Source organism: Streptosporangium oxazolinicum, from assembly GCF_039537505.1.
GTDB lineage: Bacteria > Actinomycetota > Actinomycetes > Streptosporangiales > Streptosporangiaceae > Streptosporangium > Streptosporangium oxazolinicum.
In genome coordinates, this window is record NZ_BAABAQ010000002.1 from 495,400 (window position 1) to 513,896 (window position 18,497).

The following is an 18,497-nucleotide window of genomic DNA, read 5'->3' on the forward strand; positions in this document are numbered from 1 at the left end:
CCCTACTCTCCATACGTGCTTCGGCGCCCGGTGCGGTTCCTGCGCCTGACGATCGCGTCGGCCACGACCTGCCGGTCGTCGAACGGAAGCACCTGGTCGCCGACGTACTGGCCCTGTTCGTGTCCCTTGCCGGCCACGAGGACGACGTCACCGAGACCCGCCCGGCCGATGGCCAGGTCGATGGCCGCGGCGCGGTCCGGCTCAATGATCACATGTGCGCGCCCGTCCTGGGACACGCCGAGAACTCCGTCCATCATCTCCGCGAGGATCCGCAGGGGATCCTCGGAGCGAGGGTTGTCGCTGGTGAGAATAGCCACATCTGCCAGCCTTGCGGCGGCTTCTCCCATCATTGGGCGTTTACCACGGTCACGGTCACCTCCGCAGCCGAGGACGACGATGAGCCCGCCCTCGGTGACCTCGCGCAGCGAGCGCAGGACCGACTCGATCGCGCCGGGCTTGTGCGAGTAGTCGACGATGGCCTGGAAGTCCTCGCCACCGGGAACCCGTTCCATCCGGCCGGGAACTCCCGCCAGCGTACCGACGCCCGCCACCGCGGCCCGCAGCGGCACACCCGCCTCCACCAGCGCGACGATCGCGCCCAGCGCGTTGGCCACGTTGAAGGGCCCCGGCAGGGCGACCGACGCGGCCTCCTCGACGCCTCCGGGCCCCACGACCTTGAAGGTGCTGCCCTCGGGACCCAGCCGCACCTCCACGGCCCGCCAGTCGGCCTCGACGGCGCCCTCGGCGGAGAAGGTGGTCATCGGGATCTTCGCGATGCCGAGGAGCTCCCGCCCGTGGGCGTCGTCGAGGTTGACGACCCCCATGCGGCTCATCTCGGGGGTGAACAGCCGGGCCTTCGTCGCGAAGTAGTCGTTGAGGTCGCGGTGGAAGTCGAGGTGGTCCTGGGACAGGTTGGTGAACAGCGCCACGTCGTAGAACACCCCGTCGACCCGGCCGAGCGCCAGCGCGTGGCTGGAGACCTCCATGGCCGCGGCGGTGACGCCCCGCTCGCGCATCAGGGCGAAGAGGGCCTGCAGGTCGCTCGCCTCGGGCGTGGTGAGCTTCGGCGCGAAGCGCAGCTCACCGGCGTGGATCTCCACCCCCCCGATGAGCCCGGGATTGTGCCCGGCGGCCCGCAGCCCGGCCTCCAGCATGAAGCTGACGGTGGACTTGCCGCTGGTGCCGGTGACCCCGACGACCATGACGTCCGCCGCGGGATTGCCGTACACCCAGGCAGAGACCTGGCCGAGCAGGCCGCGCGGATCGGGCACGACGAGGACAGGGAGGCCGGTCGCGACCGCGGCCTCCCTTCCCGCCTCGTCGGTCAGGATCGCGCTGGCACCCGCGGCGAGGGCCTGGGCGGAGAAGTCGGCCCCGTGGGCCGTGGCCCCCGGCAGCGCGACGTAGAGATCTCCCCGGCGCACCTGGCGCGAGTCGATGGTGATCCCGGACACCGCGGCAAGCGGGGCTCGCGACGTGCCCGAGGGCGCGCCGATGAGGCTCGCCAGCCCCGAGAGCGGACGGGGTGAACTGGTTGAGGGTCGCATTGACGACGGGGGACGCACGGCGAGAGCGTACCTTCACTCGTCACTCTCCGGCGCGTATCCGCACCGGGGACGGCCTGGTTCCGGTCGGCGGGATCTTCCCGCTCTTCAGCGCGAACGTCATCACCTTCTTGAAGACCGGGGCGGCGATCTCCCCACCGTAGTGGCCCTCCTGGGGGTCCTGGAGGACCGCCAGGACGACCAGGCGGGGCTTGTCCGCCGGCGCGAAACCAACGAATGTCGCGGTATATCCGCAATAACCCTGACATCTGGTGTCGTAGCGCATCGCGGTACCCGTCTTGCCCGCCACCCGGTAGCCGTCGATCGCGGCGAGGTTGCCGGTGCCCTCCTCGCTCACCGCGGCCTCCAGCATGGTGGCGACCTCCCGCGCCGTACGCTCGCCGACCACCCGGGTCCGCTTGCCCGGCGGGGACGGGGTGAACGCGCCGTTCTCCCCGGTGGTGCCCGCCACGATCTGCGGGGTGACGCGTACCCCGCCGTTGGCGATGGTCTGGTACACGCTGGCCGTCTGCAGCGCCGTCACCGAGACCCCCTGGCCGTACGAGATCGTGCAGCGTTGGCTGCCCGACCAGCTCTTCCAGTCGGGCAGGAGCCCGGCCTCCTCCCCCGGCAGCCCGGTGCCGGGCTTCGCGCCGAACCCGAAGCGCTGGAGCATCGAGTGGAGCTTCTCGTCGCCGATCTTCTGGGTGGCGAGGATCGTGCCCACGTTGCTGGAGGTCGCCACGATGCCGGAGAAGGTGAGGCGCTCGGTGGGGTGCGGGTGGGAGTCCTTCAGCACCCGGTCGGCGCACCTGATCTCGTCGGCGACCGTGAACAGGCTTTCCGGCCGCACGGCCCCCGACTCCAGGGCCGCCGCGGCGGTGATGACCTTGTTGGTGCTGCCCGGCTCGAACACGTCCGTGACCGACCGGTTGACCCGGTCGGCGCCGGGAGAGTCCATCCAGTTCCTCAGGTCGAGCTCGGGCGCGTTGGCCATGGCGATCACCCGGCCGGTCCGCACGTCCATCACGATGGCGCTGCCGGTGCGCGCCCCGGTCGCCCTGACCTGCTCGCCGATCGCCTTCTGCGCGGCCCACTGGACGTCGCGGTCGATGGTCAGCCGCACGTCCCTGCCCTCGACCGGCGCCCGGACGGTGCTGCGGGTCATCGGGATGCGCTGCCCCCTGGCACCCGTCTCGATGACCTGCTCGCCGTCGCTGCCCGCGAGCAGCTTGTCGTAGGTGCTCTCCAGCCCGGCCAGCCCCGTGCCGTCGGTGCCGACGAACCCCAGCAGGGTGCCCGCCAGGTCGCCGCCGGGGTAGTCGCGCCGGTAGCGGTGCTTGCTGCCGACGCCCTTGAGGTCGTACGCCATGATCCGCTGGGCGAGCACCGGGTCGACGGCCGCGGCGAGCTGCTGGTAGCGGCTGGTGCTCTGGGCCAGCTTGGCGGCGATCGGCTCCTTGGGCGTGCCCAGCTCCTTGGCCAGGATCGTGGCCACCCGGTCGCGCTGGTCGGCGGAGACCTCCGACGGGTCCACGAAGACCTCGCGGGCCTCCAGGGTCAGCGCGAGCTCGTGGCCGTTGACGTCGGTGATCGACCCTCGCCTGGCGGGCAGCTTCTCGCCCTGTACGCGCTGCTTGGCCGCCTCCGCCGTGTAGACCTTCGAGTCGAGGCCCTGGAGCTGGACGAGCCGCCCCGCGAAGATGGACAGCACGAAGGTCATCGCCATCAGGCCGATGCCGATGCGCCTGCGGGGGTTGCCCAGGCGCAGCACCGCGGACGGGCGCGCCGGAGGCCGAGGCGGCCTGCCACCGCCACCGCCGCGCGGCGTCATGCGGGTGTGCTCGTGATCCCCGGGCCGCTCGCCCCCGCGCCTCGGCGCGGAACGCACCCAGCCCAGCGGGTCCGGCGGCCCCTCCGCCCGTGAGGACCGCACCGGCCCGCGCGGGGCCTCGGGCCCCGGGGACCTGCGCGGCGCCGCGGGGCCCGGCGGCCTGCCCGGCTGGGGGGCGGAGGTCCTGCCCGGCGTCCCGGGACGGCCGGGCCTGCCGGAGGCCCCGGAAGCGGAGGCACCGGAGGCACCGGGGGGACCGCCCCTGCCGGGCCCGTCGGAAGCGGGCGGTCGCACGCCGGGAGAGGGCCTGCCGGTGGAGCCCGGCCTGCCCGGGGAACCGGGCCTGCCGGACGAACCCGCGGCCGACGGCCTCGCCGGGGAGCCCGCCCTGCCTGGCCTTACCGATTTATCGGATTTATCGGATCTGTCGTTGTCGGGCCTGCTGGAGCCCTCCGGGGCCGGTGGCCTGCCGGACGAGCCCGTCCTGCCGGACGAGCCCGAGGCGGGCGCCCTGCCGGATCCGCCCGAGGCGGACGGCCTCGCGGCGGAACCGGGCCTGCCGGACCGCCCGGCCCCCTGTCCCTTACCGAGGCCGTCGGCTCCCTTACCGGGGCCGTCGGCGGAGGACGGCCGCCCCCTGGAGGAACCGCCCTGTCCCCTGACGGGAGCCCCCCTGCCGGAACCGGCGGACGGCCTGCCGGGGGAACCCGCGCGGCCCGAGCCGGACGACCTGCCCGGCGAACCGGACCCGGCCGCCCCGTCGGCGTCCCGCGCCCCGCCCGAGGAGCCCGCGCGGCCGGAAGCACCGGAACCGGACCTGCCGGTGGAACCGGACGCGCCCGAGGCCGGAGGCCTGCGCGGGGAGACCGGTTTCTGAGGGCTGTCGGGCACGCCGGGAGCGCCGGAGGGACCGGCGTCGCCGGAACCCGGCCGGCGCGGCTTGCCGGGAACGTCCGGGGAACCGCCCGGCCTGGCCGTACGGCCGGGACCGCCGGGAGAGCGGCGGCCCGATCCTCCGGCCGGTCCTCCCGCGGAACCGCCTCGGCCCTGTCCCGGACCCGGCCCCCCGGTCTCCCTCACTGGCCCGTGCCCGGCACTCGCTCCTGCCCCGCGGGCGTCTGGACGTCGCCGGCGGCCCCGACGGCGGGCCTGGCGGGGTCGATGACGCGCGCGGTGTCCCAGTCGGGCCCCAGCCCCTGGAGCTCGTTGTTCCTCGCGACCGCCGCGGGCATCTCCTGCCGCATGATGGCGCTCTGCTTGCTCTCCTTCTGGTTGCGCAGGTCGCTGATCTCGTTGCGCAGCCCGTTGGCCCGGAAGGAGTCCTGGGCGAGCACGGCGTTCAGCAGCAGCAGGCTGACCAGGCCGCCACAGAGCAGGCCGACCACGAGCAGCAGGAAGGGAGCCCTCGGCGGCCGGGCGCGGCGGGCCGCGGGGGGCGCCTTGACCTGCGCGGCCGGAGCGGGCGCGGGCCTGGCCGGGCCGGTCCCGTATCCCTGCGGCACCGCGCGGGGGACGCGCACAGGGCGCGCGCCGCGGCTGGGCGCGGCGCGTCGGACGTCTGTCTCACTCCTCGTCAACTGCCTCACGGATCCTCTCTGCCGCCCGACACCGGGCGGAGGCCGCCCGCGGGTTGCGGGCCACCTCCTCTTCGCTCGGAAGCTCGGCTCCCCTTGTCAGGAGCGCGAACCGCGGCTGGTGAGCCGGCAGCGGGACGGGGAGGCCGGCGGGGCCGGTGTCCCTGGTCCGCGCGGTGATGACCTGCTTCGTCAGCCGGTCCTCAAGGGAGTGGTACGCGAGCACGACGACGCGCCCGCCCAGCGTCAATGCGTCGAGCGCGGCTGGGAGCGCGCGTTCCAGCGCCGTCAACTCCGCGTTCACCTCGATCCGCAACGCCTGGAAAGTCCTTTTGGCGGGGTTGCCCCCGGTCCTGCGGGTAGCGGCAGGGATCGCCGTCCTGACGATCTCCGCAAGCCGCTTGGTAGACGTTATGGCCTCTCTGGCCCTTTCCTTGATGATTAAGTGCGCGACACGCGGGGCGAATCGTTCTTCTCCGTAATCCCGCAGGATCCGGATCAGCTCGGCGGCCGGGTAGGTGTTGACCACGACCTCGGCCGTCAGCTCCTCGTCGCGGTCCATCCGCATGTCCAGCGGCGCGTCGTAGGAGTAGGCGAAACCGCGCTCGGCCTCGTCCAGTTGCGGGGAGGAGACACCCAGGTCGAACAGCGCGGCGTCGACGCGGGGGCGGCCCACCTCGGCCAGCACCTCGGGAAGCTCGTCGGAGACCGCGCGGACCAGCGTGATCCGGTCGGCGTACGGGGCGAGCCTGGCGGTGGAGCGCTCGATGGCGGTGGGGTCGCGGTCGATCCCGATCAGGTGGAGCGAGGGGTGCGCGGCCAGCAGGGCCTCGGCGTGGCCGCCGAGTCCGAGGTTGGCGTCGACGAGCACGGGGGCGGGGCGGGCCAGCGCCGGAGCGAGCAACTCCAGCACCCGGTCGAGCATGACGGGGACATGACCCCCGGATGCCTGCGGATCCGCCTGGAAGTCCGCTTGGAGATCATGGTTGTGGTTCTCGGCGCGCATGAAGCGCAACCCCCTTTTTCCCGCCTCGTCGCGTGGACGAGCGGCGGACGCTCACCGGTGTCTTGCAAACTGGCCCCCACCCTCGGGGCCGTCCGGCCAGGTCCCCATCCGCACCCGCGTGTCCACCCGTCACCTGACACCGGGGAAGGTGCATCAGCTGACGGGCAGGTGGTTGCGGGTGGAGACCTCGCCGAACGACGTTTTACCGATGAGTCGACCGTGGAGTCACAGAATCCCTGGCAGCACCTCCTCCGACAGATCGGCAAAAGCCTGCTCTTGGTCGGCCAGATAGGCGCTCCAGGCGGCCGCGTCCCAGATCTCCAGCCGGGTGTTGGCCCCGATGACCACGCAGTCGCGGCGCAGGCTGGCGTACTCGCGCAGAGCCTGTGGAACGGTGATCCGGCCCTGCTTGTCGGCGACCTCGTCGGACGCGCTGGCGAAGAGGACACGGCTGTAGTCGCGGACCGCCTTGGCGGTCACCGGCGCGGTGCGCAGAGCCTCGGTTATGCGCTGGAACTCCTCTACGGGAAAGACGTAGAGGCAGCGCTCCTGGCCTTTGGTGATCACCAGACCCTCCGCCAGCTCCTCGCGGTACTTCGCCGGCAGGAACAGCCGTCCCTTGTCATCGAGACGCGGGTGGTGGGTGCCGAGGAACACCGGCCTCACCTCCCGTGCCCAGTGGAGAACCAGGCGTCGCAGCCCTGCCCTCCACTGCGCACCACCATACTCCACTTCTCTCCACCGTCAACTGATTCCACGCCTCTTCACGACGGGTTTCGCCGACATTTCCCCAGTTCAAATGGGGTGGTGCGGAGTGGAGGGGGTAAGCGACCCCTCATATGCCATGGGCGTGTCGAGTAAGGCCGCCGAATAGGCTAAAGATCATGAAATAAGCCGGAGGGCGGTGAAGAATGGTGGAAGGCGGGAACCTTCGCGCCGTCACGGGATCGGCACGCCATCCGTACAGGATCACGACGGTCGCGGCACAAACTATGGCTACTTACCCGGAATCATCCCTGATGACCGCATAAAGTCGCCGTGGGAACGTATGGCGCCGTAGTGTCGGTAAGCAGAATGAGTTACGGGATCGCAAAGATTCCGCAACGGCAACCCCCCGGCGCGCAACCGCCGCACCCTCATGGAGGCCTGGTGGCAGTAACCCATGACGTCTCACCACAGCTCGATGATCTTGTTGTCACCGCGCACCGGATCCGCCAGTCGATCGAATCGGTGATCGAGGGCAAGAGCGACGTCGTCCGCCTGACCTTGACCGTACTACTCGCCGAGGGACACCTCCTCATCGAGGACGTACCCGGAGTCGGTAAGACCATGCTCGCCAAGGCGCTGGCGCGGTCCATCGACTGCCCGGTGCGCCGCGTGCAGTTCACCCCCGACCTGCTGCCGAGCGACATCACCGGAGTGAGCGCCTACAACCAGCAGACCAGGGAGTTCGAGTTCAAGCCCGGCCCGGTCTTCGCCAACATCGTGGTGGGTGACGAGATCAACCGGGCGTCGCCGAAGACCCAGTCGGCGTTGCTGGAGTGCATGGAGGAGCACCAGGTCACCGTCGACGGCGCGACCTACCGGCTGGACTCCCCCTTCATGGTGATCGCGACACAGAACCCGATCGAGATGGAGGGCACCTACCCCCTTCCCGAGGCACAGCGCGACCGGTTCACCGCCCGGATCGCGATGGGCTACCCCGCGCCCTCCGCGGAGCTGGAGATGCTCGACGTGCACGGCGCCGCCTCCCCGCTGGACAAGCTGGAGCCGGTGGCCACCACCGAGGAGGTGAAGGCGCTGATCGAGGCGGTGCGCGGGGTCTACGTCTCCCAGCCGATCAAGAAGTACGCGATCGACCTGGTGACCGCCACCCGCCAGTCCCCCGACCTGCGGCTGGGCGCCTCCCCCCGCTCCACCCTGCAGCTGGTCAGGGCCGCGCGGGCGCACGCCGCGCTCGCGGGCCGCGACTACGTCATCCCCGACGACCTGCAGGAGCTGTGCGTCCCCGTCCTGGCGCACCGGCTGCTGCCCAGCGTCGAGGCCCAGGGGCAGCGCCGCCCGCCCGAGCAGGTGATCGCCGACCTGGTCCGCCGGGTACCCGTACCCGAGGCCCAGGCCCGGTGACCTCCGGCCTCAAGGCGCTCACCGCCCGCGGCCGGTCCTTCCTCGCGTCCGGCGTCGCGGCGCTGCTGTGCGCCTTCATCCTCGGCGAGCACGACCTGCTCAGGATCGGCGTGCTGGTCGTCTCGCTGCCGCTGCTGGCGGCCATGGTGGTCGCCCGCACCCGTTACCGGCTGAGCTGCGCCCGGCGCCTGGACCCGCCCAGGGCCGAGGTGGGCAGCGAGGCCACCGTGACGCTGCGGCTGGAGAACATCACCCGGCTGCCGACCGGCCTGCTGATGATCGAGGACACCGTTCCCTACGCCCTCGGCGCCCGGCCCAGGTTCGTCCTGGACCGGGTGGAGGCGCAGGGCGTCCGGGAGATCGACTACCGGGTCCGCTCCGACCTGCGCGGGCGCTTCGGCATCGGGCCGCTCTCCGTCCGGATCAGCGACCCCTTCGGCCTGGTCGAGCTGACCAGGTCGTTCACCATCAGCGACACGCTGATGGTGACCCCCCACGTGGTGGCGCTGCCCCACGTCCGGCTGGCCGGTGAGTGGACGGGCGGGGGCGACAGCCGTACGAGGAGCGTGGCGGCGGCGGGGGACGACGACGTCGCGCCGCGCGAGTACCGGCAGGGCGACGACCTGCGGCGGGTGCACTGGCGCTCGACCGCCAGGCACGGCGAGCTGATGGTGCGGCGCGAGGAGCAGCAGTGGCAGAGCAGGGGCGCGCTGCTGCTGGACACCCGGCGCTACGCCCACCGGGGCGAGGGCCCGCGCTCGTCGTTCGAGGCGGCGGTCTCGGCCGCGGCCTCCATCGGCGTGCACCTCGCCCACGAGGGTCTCGGCCTGCGCCTGGTCACCGACCAGGGGGCCGAGCACCTCACCGACAGCGGGCTGAGCCTGTCGCTGCTGGACACCCTGGCCGTCGTACGGGCCAGCACGGCGCGGTCGCTGGAGTACGGCGTCGGCGCGCTGCGGCAGGGCGGCGGCGACGGCCTGATCGTGGCCGTGCTCGGCAAGATGGACCTCGACCAGGCCCAGGAGCTGGCCAGGGCCAGGCACGGCAACGTGACCGGCGTGGCCGTGATGCTGGACGTGGCGGGATGGGAGAATCCCGAGCTGGACGAGGACGAGGAGTTCCAGGCGGCGCGGTCGGTGTTCACCGGGACGGGCTGGCGCGTCGTGCGGCTGCCCGCCGGCGGCTCCATCGCGAGCGTGTGGCAGGACGCCGCGCAGCGCGGACGATTCGCGGCGAGCAGGGGTGGCTCATGAGACTTCCCATCGCGTCGGGCGTGGCCACGGGAGCGGTCGCGATCGCGCTCTACCCGCTCTTCCAGGGCGGCGCCTGGTTCTGGTCGAGCCTGGGCGCCATCCTGATCGTGACCGGGATCGGCGTGCTGGCCGGCCACTACACGCTGCCCGGCTGGCTGGCGCCGCCCGTGCAGGTGCTCGCGGTGTTCCTCTACCTGACGGCGGCGTTCGCCGGGGACGAGGCGTGGGCGCGGGTGCTCCCCACCTGGGACTCGCTCGCCAGGCTGGACGCGCTGCTGACGACGGGCTTCACCGACATCCAGCGATTCGCCGCCCCGGTGCCCGACAGCACCGGCATCGTCCTGCTCACCTGCGGCGGCGTCGGCCTGATCGCCATCCTGGTGGACCTGCTGGCCGCGCGGCTGCGCAGGGCGGCGCTCGCCGGGCTGCCGCTGCTGGCGCTGTTCACGGTCCCGGCGGCGGTGGTCTCCGAGCCGATCAGCTGGCCGGCGTTCATCATCGGGGCCGTAGGCTACCTGGGGATCCTCGTCGCCGACGGGCGGGAACGGGTCAGCCACTGGGGCCGGGCGGTGCTGGTGCGCCGCACGTCGTCCTTCACCGTCACCCGGCCCAGCCCCTCCGACACCGGGCCGCTGCGGCTCTCCGGCAAGCGGATCGGCTTCACCGCGATCGCGCTCGCCGTCCTGCTGCCCGCGCTGCTACCCACCCTGGAGCCCGATCCGCTGTTCGGGTTCGGCGTGGGCAACGGCAGGGGTGGCGGCAACTCGATCAGCATCCCGAACCCGATGGTCAACCTACGCGGCCAGCTGTCGCTGCCGGAGAACTCCACCGTCCTGACCTACAAGGCCAGTGACAGCACGCCGCGCTACCTGAGGATGTACTCGCTCGACATCTTCGACGGCGAGCAGTGGACGATGTCGGAGCCCAGGGGCCGCCCGGAGGACCGGACCTCCGACGCGCCGATGCCCTTGCCTCCCGGCCAGGGCGCGAGTGTGCCCGTCACGCCGGCGACCCTCAGTGTCACGGTGAACGCGCAGGTCAGGGGGCTGAGCTTCCTTCCCCTGCCCTACCCGGTGTCCAAGGTCACGGTGGCGGGCGACTGGCGGCCCGACCGTGACACGCTCATGGTCTTCTCCACGCGGAACACCGCCGGGGGCCTGACGTACCAGGCCGTCACCGCCGAGCCCGAGCCCTCGGCGGACCGGCTCAAGGCGGCGGCGCCGCCCGCCACGGCGATCAGGGATCGCTACCTGGCGCTGCCGGAGAACCTGCCGGACGCGATCAGGCAGCTGGCCCTCCAGGAGACCGAGCGGGGGGCCAGCGCGTACGAGCAGGCGATCCAGCTGCAGGAGTTCTTCACCGAGACCGGCGGGTTCGTCTACAGCCTGGCCACCCAGGGGCACGACGGCCCGGCGCTGACGGACTTCCTGATCCGTAACAGGACCGGCTACTGCGAGCAGTTCGCCGCCTCCATGGCGGTGCTGGCGCGCGTCCTGGGCATCCCCTCCCGGGTCGCCATCGGCTACACCGGGGGCACCGTCACCTCCGGCGGCTGGCAGGTGCGCACCCACGACTCGCACGCCTGGCCCGAGCTGTACTTCGAGGGGACCGGCTGGCTCCGCTTCGAGCCCACCCCGGCGGGCGGAGCGGGCCAGGGCAGCGCGACGGTGCCGTCCTACACCCGCCCCGAGGTGGCACCGGCCACCCCCGAGGAGCCGAGCGCGGCACCGTCGCCGGAGCCCACCGGCTCCGACTCGCCCACCGGGTCGGCGGCCGACCGCCGCGAGGAGATGCTCGACCGGGAGTTCGGCGGCGCGCTCACCCCGGTGGACGAGGGAATGCCGCTCGCCGCGCGGATCGGCATCGGGGTCGCGATCGCGCTGCTGGTCGCGCTGATCCCCGGGCTGATCCGCTGGCAGCTGCGGGTCCGTCGTGGCAGGTCCTACTCACGGCGGGCCGGGGACCCGAACCCCGGCGATACCGCCTCCCCCGCGGTGGTCAGGGCGGGGGGCGGGGAGACCCGCCGGGAGGCGGCGGTGGCGGCCGCGTGGGCCGAGCTCGACGACGCCCTGTGCGACTACGGGATGTCACGGCAGGCGAGCGAGAGCCCGCGCGCGCTGGCCAGGCGGCTGGCGGAGCAGTACGTGTTCGAGCCGGAGGCCGCCGCCGCGCTGGCACGGATCGCCTCGGCGGTGGAGCGGATGCTCTACGCCAGGACCCCGGGCGAGATCGGCACCCTGCGCGAGGACATGCGGAGCGTACGGCGGGCGCTGGCGGCCACCGTGACCCGCGGCAGACGGATCAGGGCGGTGCTGCTGCCGCCCTCCACGCTCCTGCGGATGCGGGCGATGGGCGGGCGGGTGCTGGACGGTTTCGACCGGCTGGAGAACCTCCGGCTCCGTAGACCGGCCAGGAAGGGCGCCTGAGCGCCCCTTGGTGATCGGGACGCGCGACGGCGCGTCCCGATCACCAAGGGAGGGCAAGGCCCCGGTCGATCGGGGGCACTGGGGGCACTGGGGGCACTGGGGGCACTGGGGGGGACCCTCGACTGGAGGAGACCACTCCGGGACCGCCTGGGGCACCGGGGCGGCGAGCTCCGAGCGTCCGAGAACGCGGCCGTGGCCCCGGCCCGCCGAGGGCGCGGAGCGATCGACCCGACCGGCCGGAAATACGGAACCGTAACCCCGAAGCCACCGGGGACGCGAAGCGATCGACCCGATCAGCCGGGCATACGGGATGGCGGCTCCGGCAGGCGCGGAGGGCACCGGTCGCCGAAAGGCGGACGTCGATCACCGGGGGTGCGGGGAACGGCGAGCCCGGAGCCGCCGGGGCACGCGGGGGGCGGACTCGGTGGATGACGCGGGCCGCTCCCGCACCGGGAGTGACCCTCGTCGTCACAGGGGGATCGTCAGGGAGATCCGCCGCGGACGGTGGCGGACCCTGGCGGGCTAGCGCTCGTCGTGGCGACGGCGCCAGCGCTCCTCCATGCGTTCCATGAAGCTCTGGCGGGAGCCCGGACGGCGCCCTCCCTTGCCTCGCGGCTGATCGGACGGCGTGGCCGCGTTGGCCTCACCGAACCCGTTCATCCGCTTCCAGCTGGACAGACCCCACAGACACGCGGCGAGCATGACCACGAAACCGCCGACGCCGAGCGGGATGTTGATGATCACGACGCCGACCATCAGCAGGACGACGCCCAGGATGAAGCCGATGGAGGCCTTCACCAGGCGGCGCCTGTAGTGGCTGCGCGGATCACTGATCCTGACGGTATTGGCCCACTTCGGGTCCTCGGCGTAGAGGGCCTGCTCGATCTGGTCGAGCAAGCGCTGCTCGTGCTCAGAGAGCGGCACGGCGCCTCCCAAGGACAGCCCCAGGACGGGGAAGACGGTGACGGACGACACGGGGTGTCCGAACCTCGCGGTCGGTTATCCCCAGAATACGAGGCTGTAGACGTAGACGAAAGAAAACGTCCAACGTAGTCCAAACCGGAGGCGGCGTCATGGATCCACTCCATCAAACGGCGGGCGAACAAGGGAGGCCGGAAGCACGGCGTCGTGACCGAATCTACGGGCCGCCCGGTCCATCGCCCGCTCGGCCTCCCGCCAGCCCGTCTCGCGCTCTCCGAGCTCGATCTGCCGGGTCGCCCCGGCGGCCGGGCCGAGGTTCTCCACCCGCACGCCGACCAGCCTCAGGCGCTCGTTCTCCAGGCCGGAGGCGGTGTAGAGGGAGCGGGCGACGTCGTACAGGACCTTGGCGACGTCGGTGGGCTCGCGCAGGCTCCGGGACCGGGTGAGGGTGGTGAAGTCGGCGCGGCGGAGCTTGACGCTGACCGTGCGGCCGACGCTGCCGCCCCGCCGCAGCCTGGCGGCGACCCGCTCCGAGAGCCGGAGCAGCTCCCTGCGGATCTCCACGGGGTCGGCGATGTCTGTGGCGAAAGTCTCTTCCGCTCCGATGCTCTTGTCGGGGACGTCGGGGGTCACCGGCCGTTCGTCACGCCCCCAGGCGAGCGCCGCCAGGTGCGCGCCCGCCGCCTGGCCCAGATCCCGCTGGAGCGTCTCCACCGGGACCCTGGCGAGGTCTCCGACGGTCTTGATGCCGAGGCAGGCCAGCGACCGCTCGGTGCGCTCCCCGACGCCCCACAGCGCCGCCACGGGCAGCGGGTGCAGGAAGTCGACCACCCGGTCGGCGGGCACCACGAACAGGCCGTCGGGCTTGCAGTGCCGGGAGGCGAGCTTGGCCACGAACTTGCTGTTGGCGACCCCGACGGAGCAGGTGATGCCCTGCTCGCGCACGACCTGCTCGCGAATCATCCGGGCGATCGCCGTCGGCGGGCCGAGACGCCTGCGCGCCCCGCCGACGTCGAGGAACGCCTCGTCCGAGGCGATCGGCTCGACCTCGGGGGTGAAGGTCTGGAAGATCTCCATGACGCGCCGGGAGACCTCCGCGTACTTGCCCCGGCTCGGCGGGATGATCACCGCCTGGGGGCAGAGCCGTCGGGCCCGGGTCATGGGCATCGCCGAGTGCACCCCGAACCTCCGGGCCTCGTAGGTGGCGCTGAGCACCACCCCGCGCGCCCCGGGCGCGCCGATGATGACGGGGGTGCCCCGGAGATCGGGGCGGTCGCGCAGCTCGACGCCCGCGTAGAAGGCGTCCATGTCGACGTGGAGGATCGGGCAGCCGGTGTCGTCCGTCCCCAGATCGGAAGCCGGACGCGGCATCTGCTGCTTTCTCGACACACCGCCATCCTACGGGAACACGCGTTCGACGCGGCGCTCAACGGTGGCCAAGCACGTGCAGTTGGGTCGCGATGTCGCGGAGCACCGGGTGCGCCGCCGCGGCCTGCTCCAGGGCGACCAGGGCGCGGCCGGCCCCGGGCTCGCCGTCGAGCAGCCTGCTGGGCACCAGGTCGGCGAAGACCCGCACGCCGTGCACCTCGCCGGGCGCGAAGCCCGTCGCGGTGAGCAGCCGCTCCAGGGCCTCGCGGCCGAAACGCCTGGGGGTGGGGTCGCGGTCGCCCCAGCGACCCTCGGGGTCGTCCAGGACCTGTCGGGCCTCGTCGAACCTGCCGGCGATGGAGCGGTGCAGCGCGGCGGCGAGCGGGTTGGCGGCGAGGACGCTGATCACGCCGCCCTCGCGCAGCAGGCCGGCCATCGCCCGCACCGCGCCGATCGGGTCCTCCACGTACTCCAGCACGCTGTGGCAGAGCACCAGGTCGGTGCCGCCGGCCGGCAGCAGCTCCCCCAGATCCGCGGCGTCGCCCTGAAGGGCGCGCACCTCCACCCCCGCCTCCGCCGCGCGGCGCTCCAGCGCGGCGAGCGAGTCGGGGCTGGGGTCGACGACCGTCACGGCGTGCCCCAGATCGGCCAGGGGGACGGCGAAACCGCCCGTACCGCCCCCGGCGTCGACGATGTCGAGCCGCTCACGGCCCGTCGCGGCCATCCGCTCGGCCAGCACGGCACTCAGGACGTCCCACACGACCGCCGTGCGGACCGCGGGGGTGCCCGTCTGCCGTGAGATGCCTACGGCGTGCAACTTCAGATCGCCTCCTCATCCGGTGACGAGCCCAGCCTACGCCGCGTGCCCCCCGGCGCGGCCCAAGGAGTATCCATACTCCCGCTTGATCGAGTCTTTTTCCGGACGCGGACGGATCCCGCCGGCAAGCCCGGAGGAAAGGGGACGCCTCGGGCGGCGCGCCGGGGCGGGGAGACCGGAGACCCGGGCTCCCCGTGGGGGCGGCTAGAGCGCCAGGGACGGCTTGAGCTGCTTGAAACGGGCCATCAGGCCGTTGACGAACTGCGGCGACTCGTCGGTCGACAGCTCGGAGGCCAGGCTGACCCACTCGCTGATGACGACGCCCTCGGGGACGTCGGGCATCCACAGCAGCTCGTAGGTGCCGCCGCGCAGGAGGTTGCGGTCGACCGCCGGCATGCGGTCGAGCGTCCAGCCCTCGGAGTAGGTGGTGATCAGCTCGTCGATGCGCGACCGGTGCCTGCACACGCCCTCGACGATCGTCGTGGTGTACTCGTTCACGGGCGGTTCGGCCCGTTCGAGGCGCTCGGCGAGGACACTGAGCGGGTCCTCGCCGCGCGCCTCGGCCTCGAAGAGGATGTCCAGCGCGCGCCTGCGCGCCTTACCTCGTGCCGACATCAGGCGCGGCCGAGATAATCGCCGGTGCGGGTGTCGACCTTGACCTTCTCGCCGGTGGTGATGAAGAGCGGCACCTTGATCTCGGCGCCGGTCTCCAGCGTGGCGGGCTTGGTGCCGCCGGTGGAGCGGTCGCCCTGGAGGCCGGGCTCGGTCTCGGCGACGAGCAGCTCGACGGCCGCGGGCAGGTCGACGTAGAGGACGTTGCCCTCGTTGATCGCCACGGTGGCCAGCATGTTCTCCAGCAGGTAGTTGGCCGAGTCTCCGACCGCGACCCTGCTGACGTGGAGCATGTCGTAGTTCTCGGTGTCCATGAAGACGTAGTCGTCGCCGTCCATGTAGGAGAACTGCATCTCGCGCTTGTCGACGTTGGCCACCTCGACCTTGACGCCCGCGTTGAAGGTCTTGTCGACGACCTTGCCCGATAGCACGTTCTTGAGCTTGGTGCGGACGAACGCGCCGCCCTTGCCGGGCTTGACGTGCTGGAACTCCACGACGGCCCAGAGCTCACCGCCGTCGAGCTTGAGCACCAGGCCGTTCTTGAGGTCGTTCGTCGTCGCCACTAGTCTCTCCTGCGTACGGCCGCTCTTAAAGGACGAGCAGCTCTTTGGTCGTCCGTGTGAGAAGTTCCGGCCCGCCATCGCGCGCCACGAGCGTGTCCTCGATGCGGACGCCGCCCCTGCCGGGAAGGTAAACCCCGGGTTCGACGGTTACCGGAACTCGATCCTCTAGTCTAGCGTGCTCATGGTCGCGCTCCGGTTCCCGTGAAGATCGTTCCGGCGTCGGGGAGCCGTCCCGCTCTCCCCGGGAGTCCTCGGGCTTTCTCGGGGACAGGAACGGCGCCTCGTGGATCTGCAGCCCGACGCCGTGGCCGAGGCCGTGCTTGAAGAACTCCCCGTACCCCGCCTCCCCGATCAGGTCGCGGGCGGCGGCGTCCACCTCGTGGAGCGCCGCGCCGGTCCGGGCGGCCAGGACCCCGGCCCGCTGGGAGGCGTGGACCAGGTCGTACAGCTCGCGCTGCCACCCCGCGGGCTCGCCGATCGCCACGGTCCTGGTCATGTCGGCGTGGTAGCCCCGGTACAGCGCCCCGAAGTCCATGGTGACCAGGTCCCCGCGCTCCAGCGGCCGGTCCGAGGGCGAGTGGTGCGGGATCGCGCCGTTGGGCCCGCTCGCGACGATCGAGTCGAAGGCGAGCCCGTCCGCGCCCAGTTCGACCATCCGGCGCTCCAGCGCCCTGGCGACCTCCTTCTCGGTCAGCCCCGGGCGCAGTTCGGGCAGGACCTCGGCGAAGGCCCGGTCGGTGAGCTCGCACGCGGTACGGACGAGGCCGATCTCCTCGTCGTCCTTGACCAGGCGCAGCGACTCCACCACCCCGGACAGCCGCGGGGGCTCCCCGCCCAGCCGGAAGTAACCGGCGACGGACATGTGCTCGGCCTCGATGCCCGTCCGGCCGGTCTCGGGCAGCAGGGCCCCGGCGACGTCGGACCTCTCGATCACCTCGATGTCGGCGCAGACGCGCCGGGCGGCCCCGAGGTAGCGGGAGTCGGTGGCCAGCGTGGCGGTGGCGTCGGCCCTGACCAGGACGGCCGCGTTGGAGCTGGCCAGGCCGGTCAGGTAGCGCACGTTCACGCCGCCGGTGACCAGGATCGCGTCCGCCTCGTGAGCGGGCAGCAGGGCCGCGAGGTTCGCGCGGCGCCGGGCGTGGGTGGCGGTCATGGTACGCATGCTATTAACCGCTTTGACCGATGTCGTCACCTCAGCCCGTACGCCGATGGGAGGGGCCGGGTGGGAGAGGCCGGGCCGGACCGATGTCGCCACCTCGGCCGCGGCCCCGCCCGTACGCCAGTGGGGAGGCCGGGTCAGGAGGCGAGTTCCCTGACCTTCTCGATGAGCCGGACGCGCTCCTCGTGGGTGGCGGCCAGCGGGGCGACGTTGACGGTCGTGACGCCCGACTCGCGCATGGCCCGCAGGCGCTCGCGGACGTGCCCCTCGGAGCCGATCAGGGACGTCTTCTCCAGCAGCTCGTACGGTACGAGCGCGGCGGCCTCGTCCTTCCTGCCGTCCAGGTAGAGGTTCTGGATCTGCTCGGCCTCCTTCTCGTAGCCGTACCTGCGGGCGAGGTCGTTGTAGAAGTTCCTGCCCTTGGCGCCCATCCCGCCGATGTAGAGGGCGGCCATCGGGCGGCCCAGCTCCAGCCAGCCGGAGACGTCGTCGCCGATGGCCAGCGCCGCCTGGGCGATCACGTCCAGCTCGCCCAGCGCCGGGTCCCTCCTGGCCCTGCCCGCCGCCAGGGAGGCGCCCCACACGTCGGCGGCCTTCTCCGGCATGTAGAAGATCGGCTCCCAGCCCTCGGCCAGTTCGGCGGCGAGCTCGACGTTCTTGGGGCCGATGGCGGCGATCACGACGGGGATGCGTTCGCGGACCGGGTGGTTGATGAGCTTCAGCGGCTTGCCCAGGCCGGTCCCCTGCCCGGCGGGGAGCGGAACGGTGTAGTGCCTGCCCTCGTAGGTCAGGCGCTCGCGCCTCCAGACCTGACGGCAGATCTCGATGACCTCGCGGGTGCGGCCGAGCGGGGCGGTGTACGGGACGCCGTGGAAGCCCTCGACGACCTGGGGGCCCGAGGCGCCCAGGCCGAGGGTGAAGCGGCCGTCGGAGACGTAGTCCAGACCCGCGGCGGTCATCGCCAGCAGGGCGGGGGTGCGGGAGTAGATCGGCAGGATCCCGGCGGCGATCCGCAGCCTCTCGGTCCTGGCGGCGATGTAGCCCAGCTGGCTGACCGCGTCGAAACCGTAGGCCTCGGCGACGAAGACGATGTCGAGACCGGCCTTCTCGTAGTCGGCCAGCTCGGCCACCGTCTCCTTGAAGCCCCCCGAGTAGTTCAGGGCCATACCGATGCGCATCGTGAGATCGTCCTTCCGCGGTGCCGACGAAACCGAATGTTGTTCCGTTTGTCTCGACGACAAAGATTATCGACTCACCGCAGAAGCACCAAGCCCCGCGCCGTCGTCGCCGGGC

Annotated in this window: 16 protein-coding genes; 4 read left to right on the forward strand and 12 right to left on the reverse strand. The window is 72.1% G+C overall.

All coding sequences use genetic code 11. The annotated features are described in order from the left end of the window. Positions 1 to 2 precede the first annotated feature (2 nt). Positions 3 to 1,547 carry a UDP-N-acetylmuramoyl-L-alanyl-D-glutamate--2,6-diaminopimelate ligase gene (locus ABD817_RS07180; RefSeq protein WP_344916262.1) on the reverse strand — a complete coding sequence of 515 codons (1,545 nt, stop codon included), beginning with the start codon at positions 1,545 to 1,547 and terminating at the stop codon, positions 3 to 5. Between the two features lie 40 nt (positions 1,548 to 1,587). Further along, positions 1,588 to 3,318 (reverse strand): peptidoglycan D,D-transpeptidase FtsI family protein, encoded by a 1,731-nt coding sequence (locus ABD817_RS07185; RefSeq protein WP_486389319.1) that lies wholly within the window; start codon positions 3,316 to 3,318, stop codon positions 1,588 to 1,590. A gap of 373 nt (positions 3,319 to 3,691) precedes the next feature. On the opposite strand from ABD817_RS07185, the gene ABD817_RS07190 reads away from it, so the two are divergent. Further along, on the forward strand, positions 3,692 to 4,255 hold the full coding sequence (locus tag ABD817_RS07190) for a hypothetical protein (protein ID WP_344916266.1): 564 nt from the start codon (positions 3,692 to 3,694) through the stop codon (positions 4,253 to 4,255). Between the two features lie 199 nt (positions 4,256 to 4,454). Here the strand turns inward: ABD817_RS07190 and ftsL are convergent, their stop codons facing one another. The 3 genes from ftsL to mraZ form a co-directional block, all read right to left on the reverse strand. Beyond that, positions 4,455 to 4,898: a cell division protein FtsL gene (gene ftsL / locus ABD817_RS07195; protein WP_344916268.1), complete on the reverse strand. Its 444-nt coding sequence runs from the start codon at positions 4,896 to 4,898 to the stop codon at positions 4,455 to 4,457. 43 nt (positions 4,899 to 4,941) lie between these two features. Then, positions 4,942 to 5,958: a 16S rRNA (cytosine(1402)-N(4))-methyltransferase RsmH gene (rsmH, locus tag ABD817_RS07200; RefSeq protein WP_344916270.1), complete on the reverse strand. Its 1,017-nt coding sequence runs from the start codon at positions 5,956 to 5,958 to the stop codon at positions 4,942 to 4,944. Positions 5,959 to 6,183: 225 nt separating this feature from the next. After that, positions 6,184 to 6,615: a division/cell wall cluster transcriptional repressor MraZ gene (gene mraZ / locus ABD817_RS07205; RefSeq protein ID WP_329093076.1), complete on the reverse strand. Its 432-nt coding sequence runs from the start codon at positions 6,613 to 6,615 to the stop codon at positions 6,184 to 6,186. A gap of 492 nt (positions 6,616 to 7,107) precedes the next feature. On the opposite strand from mraZ, the gene ABD817_RS07210 reads away from it, so the two are divergent. Genes ABD817_RS07210 through ABD817_RS07220 form a run of 3 tightly spaced genes read left to right on the forward strand, consistent with a single transcriptional unit; the run spans position 7,108 to position 11,764 of the window. After that, on the forward strand, positions 7,108 to 8,085 hold the full coding sequence (locus ABD817_RS07210) for an AAA family ATPase (protein WP_344916272.1): 978 nt from the start codon (positions 7,108 to 7,110) through the stop codon (positions 8,083 to 8,085). Next, a complete protein-coding gene (locus tag ABD817_RS07215) occupies positions 8,082 to 9,338 on the forward strand; it encodes a DUF58 domain-containing protein (protein ID WP_344916273.1) in 1,257 nt (418 codons plus the stop codon). Before ABD817_RS07210 ends, ABD817_RS07215 begins: the two co-directional genes overlap by 4 nt. Continuing rightward, positions 9,335 to 11,764, forward strand: coding sequence for a transglutaminase TgpA family protein (locus tag ABD817_RS07220; protein WP_344916274.1), 2,430 nt, complete (start codon positions 9,335 to 9,337; stop codon positions 11,762 to 11,764). The genes ABD817_RS07215 and ABD817_RS07220 overlap by 4 nt, the downstream gene beginning before the upstream one ends. A 522-nt stretch (positions 11,765 to 12,286) precedes the next feature. Here the strand turns inward: ABD817_RS07220 and ABD817_RS07225 are convergent. From ABD817_RS07225 to ABD817_RS07255, 7 genes are all read right to left on the reverse strand, one after another. Then, the gene (locus ABD817_RS07225; RefSeq protein WP_344917225.1) at positions 12,287 to 12,688 is read right to left on the reverse strand and encodes a DUF3040 domain-containing protein; all 402 of its coding nucleotides are present in this window, start codon (positions 12,686 to 12,688) and stop codon (positions 12,287 to 12,289) included. Positions 12,689 to 12,835: 147 nt separating this feature from the next. After that, positions 12,836 to 14,056 (reverse strand): DNA polymerase IV, encoded by a 1,221-nt coding sequence (locus ABD817_RS07230; protein ID WP_344917227.1) that lies wholly within the window; start codon positions 14,054 to 14,056, stop codon positions 12,836 to 12,838. A gap of 55 nt (positions 14,057 to 14,111) precedes the next feature. Then, positions 14,112 to 14,870, reverse strand: a complete 759-nt coding sequence (locus ABD817_RS07235) for a class I SAM-dependent methyltransferase (RefSeq protein ID WP_344916275.1) — start codon at positions 14,868 to 14,870, stop codon at positions 14,112 to 14,114. Between the two features lie 204 nt (positions 14,871 to 15,074). After that, positions 15,075 to 15,485 carry a transcription antitermination factor NusB gene (gene nusB / locus ABD817_RS07240; protein ID WP_344916277.1) on the reverse strand — a complete coding sequence of 137 codons (411 nt, stop codon included), beginning with the start codon at positions 15,483 to 15,485 and terminating at the stop codon, positions 15,075 to 15,077. After that, complete coding sequence (gene efp / locus ABD817_RS07245; RefSeq protein ID WP_344916279.1) at positions 15,485 to 16,045, reverse strand: elongation factor P; 561 nt, start codon at positions 16,043 to 16,045, stop codon at positions 15,485 to 15,487. The genes nusB and efp overlap by 1 nt, the downstream gene beginning before the upstream one ends. Positions 16,046 to 16,070: 25 nt before the next feature. Continuing rightward, positions 16,071 to 17,198 (reverse strand): M24 family metallopeptidase, encoded by a 1,128-nt coding sequence (locus tag ABD817_RS07250; protein ID WP_344916281.1) that lies wholly within the window; start codon positions 17,196 to 17,198, stop codon positions 16,071 to 16,073. Between the two features lie 143 nt (positions 17,199 to 17,341). After that, positions 17,342 to 18,382 carry an LLM class F420-dependent oxidoreductase gene (locus ABD817_RS07255; protein ID WP_344916283.1) on the reverse strand — a complete coding sequence of 347 codons (1,041 nt, stop codon included), beginning with the start codon at positions 18,380 to 18,382 and terminating at the stop codon, positions 17,342 to 17,344. Positions 18,383 to 18,497 lie beyond the last annotated feature (115 nt).

Excerpts from the sequence above, each read along its gene's own strand:
- ABD817_RS07180 (WP_344916262.1), bottom strand. The coding sequence starts at position 1,547 with ATGCGACCCTCAACCAGTTCACCCCGTCCGCTCTCGGGGCTGGCGAGC.
- rsmH (WP_344916270.1), bottom strand. The coding sequence starts at position 5,958 with ATGCGCGCCGAGAACCACAACCATGATCTCCAAGCGGACTTCCAGGCG.
- ABD817_RS07220 (WP_344916274.1), top strand. The coding sequence starts at position 9,335 with ATGAGACTTCCCATCGCGTCGGGCGTGGCCACGGGAGCGGTCGCGATC.
- ABD817_RS07230 (WP_344917227.1), bottom strand. The coding sequence starts at position 14,056 with ATGCCGCGTCCGGCTTCCGATCTGGGGACGGACGACACCGGCTGCCCG.
- nusB (WP_344916277.1), bottom strand. The coding sequence starts at position 15,485 with ATGTCGGCACGAGGTAAGGCGCGCAGGCGCGCGCTGGACATCCTCTTC.
- ABD817_RS07250 (WP_344916281.1), bottom strand. The coding sequence starts at position 17,198 with ATGACCGCCACCCACGCCCGGCGCCGCGCGAACCTCGCGGCCCTGCTG.
- ABD817_RS07255 (WP_344916283.1), bottom strand. The coding sequence starts at position 18,382 with ATGCGCATCGGTATGGCCCTGAACTACTCGGGGGGCTTCAAGGAGACG.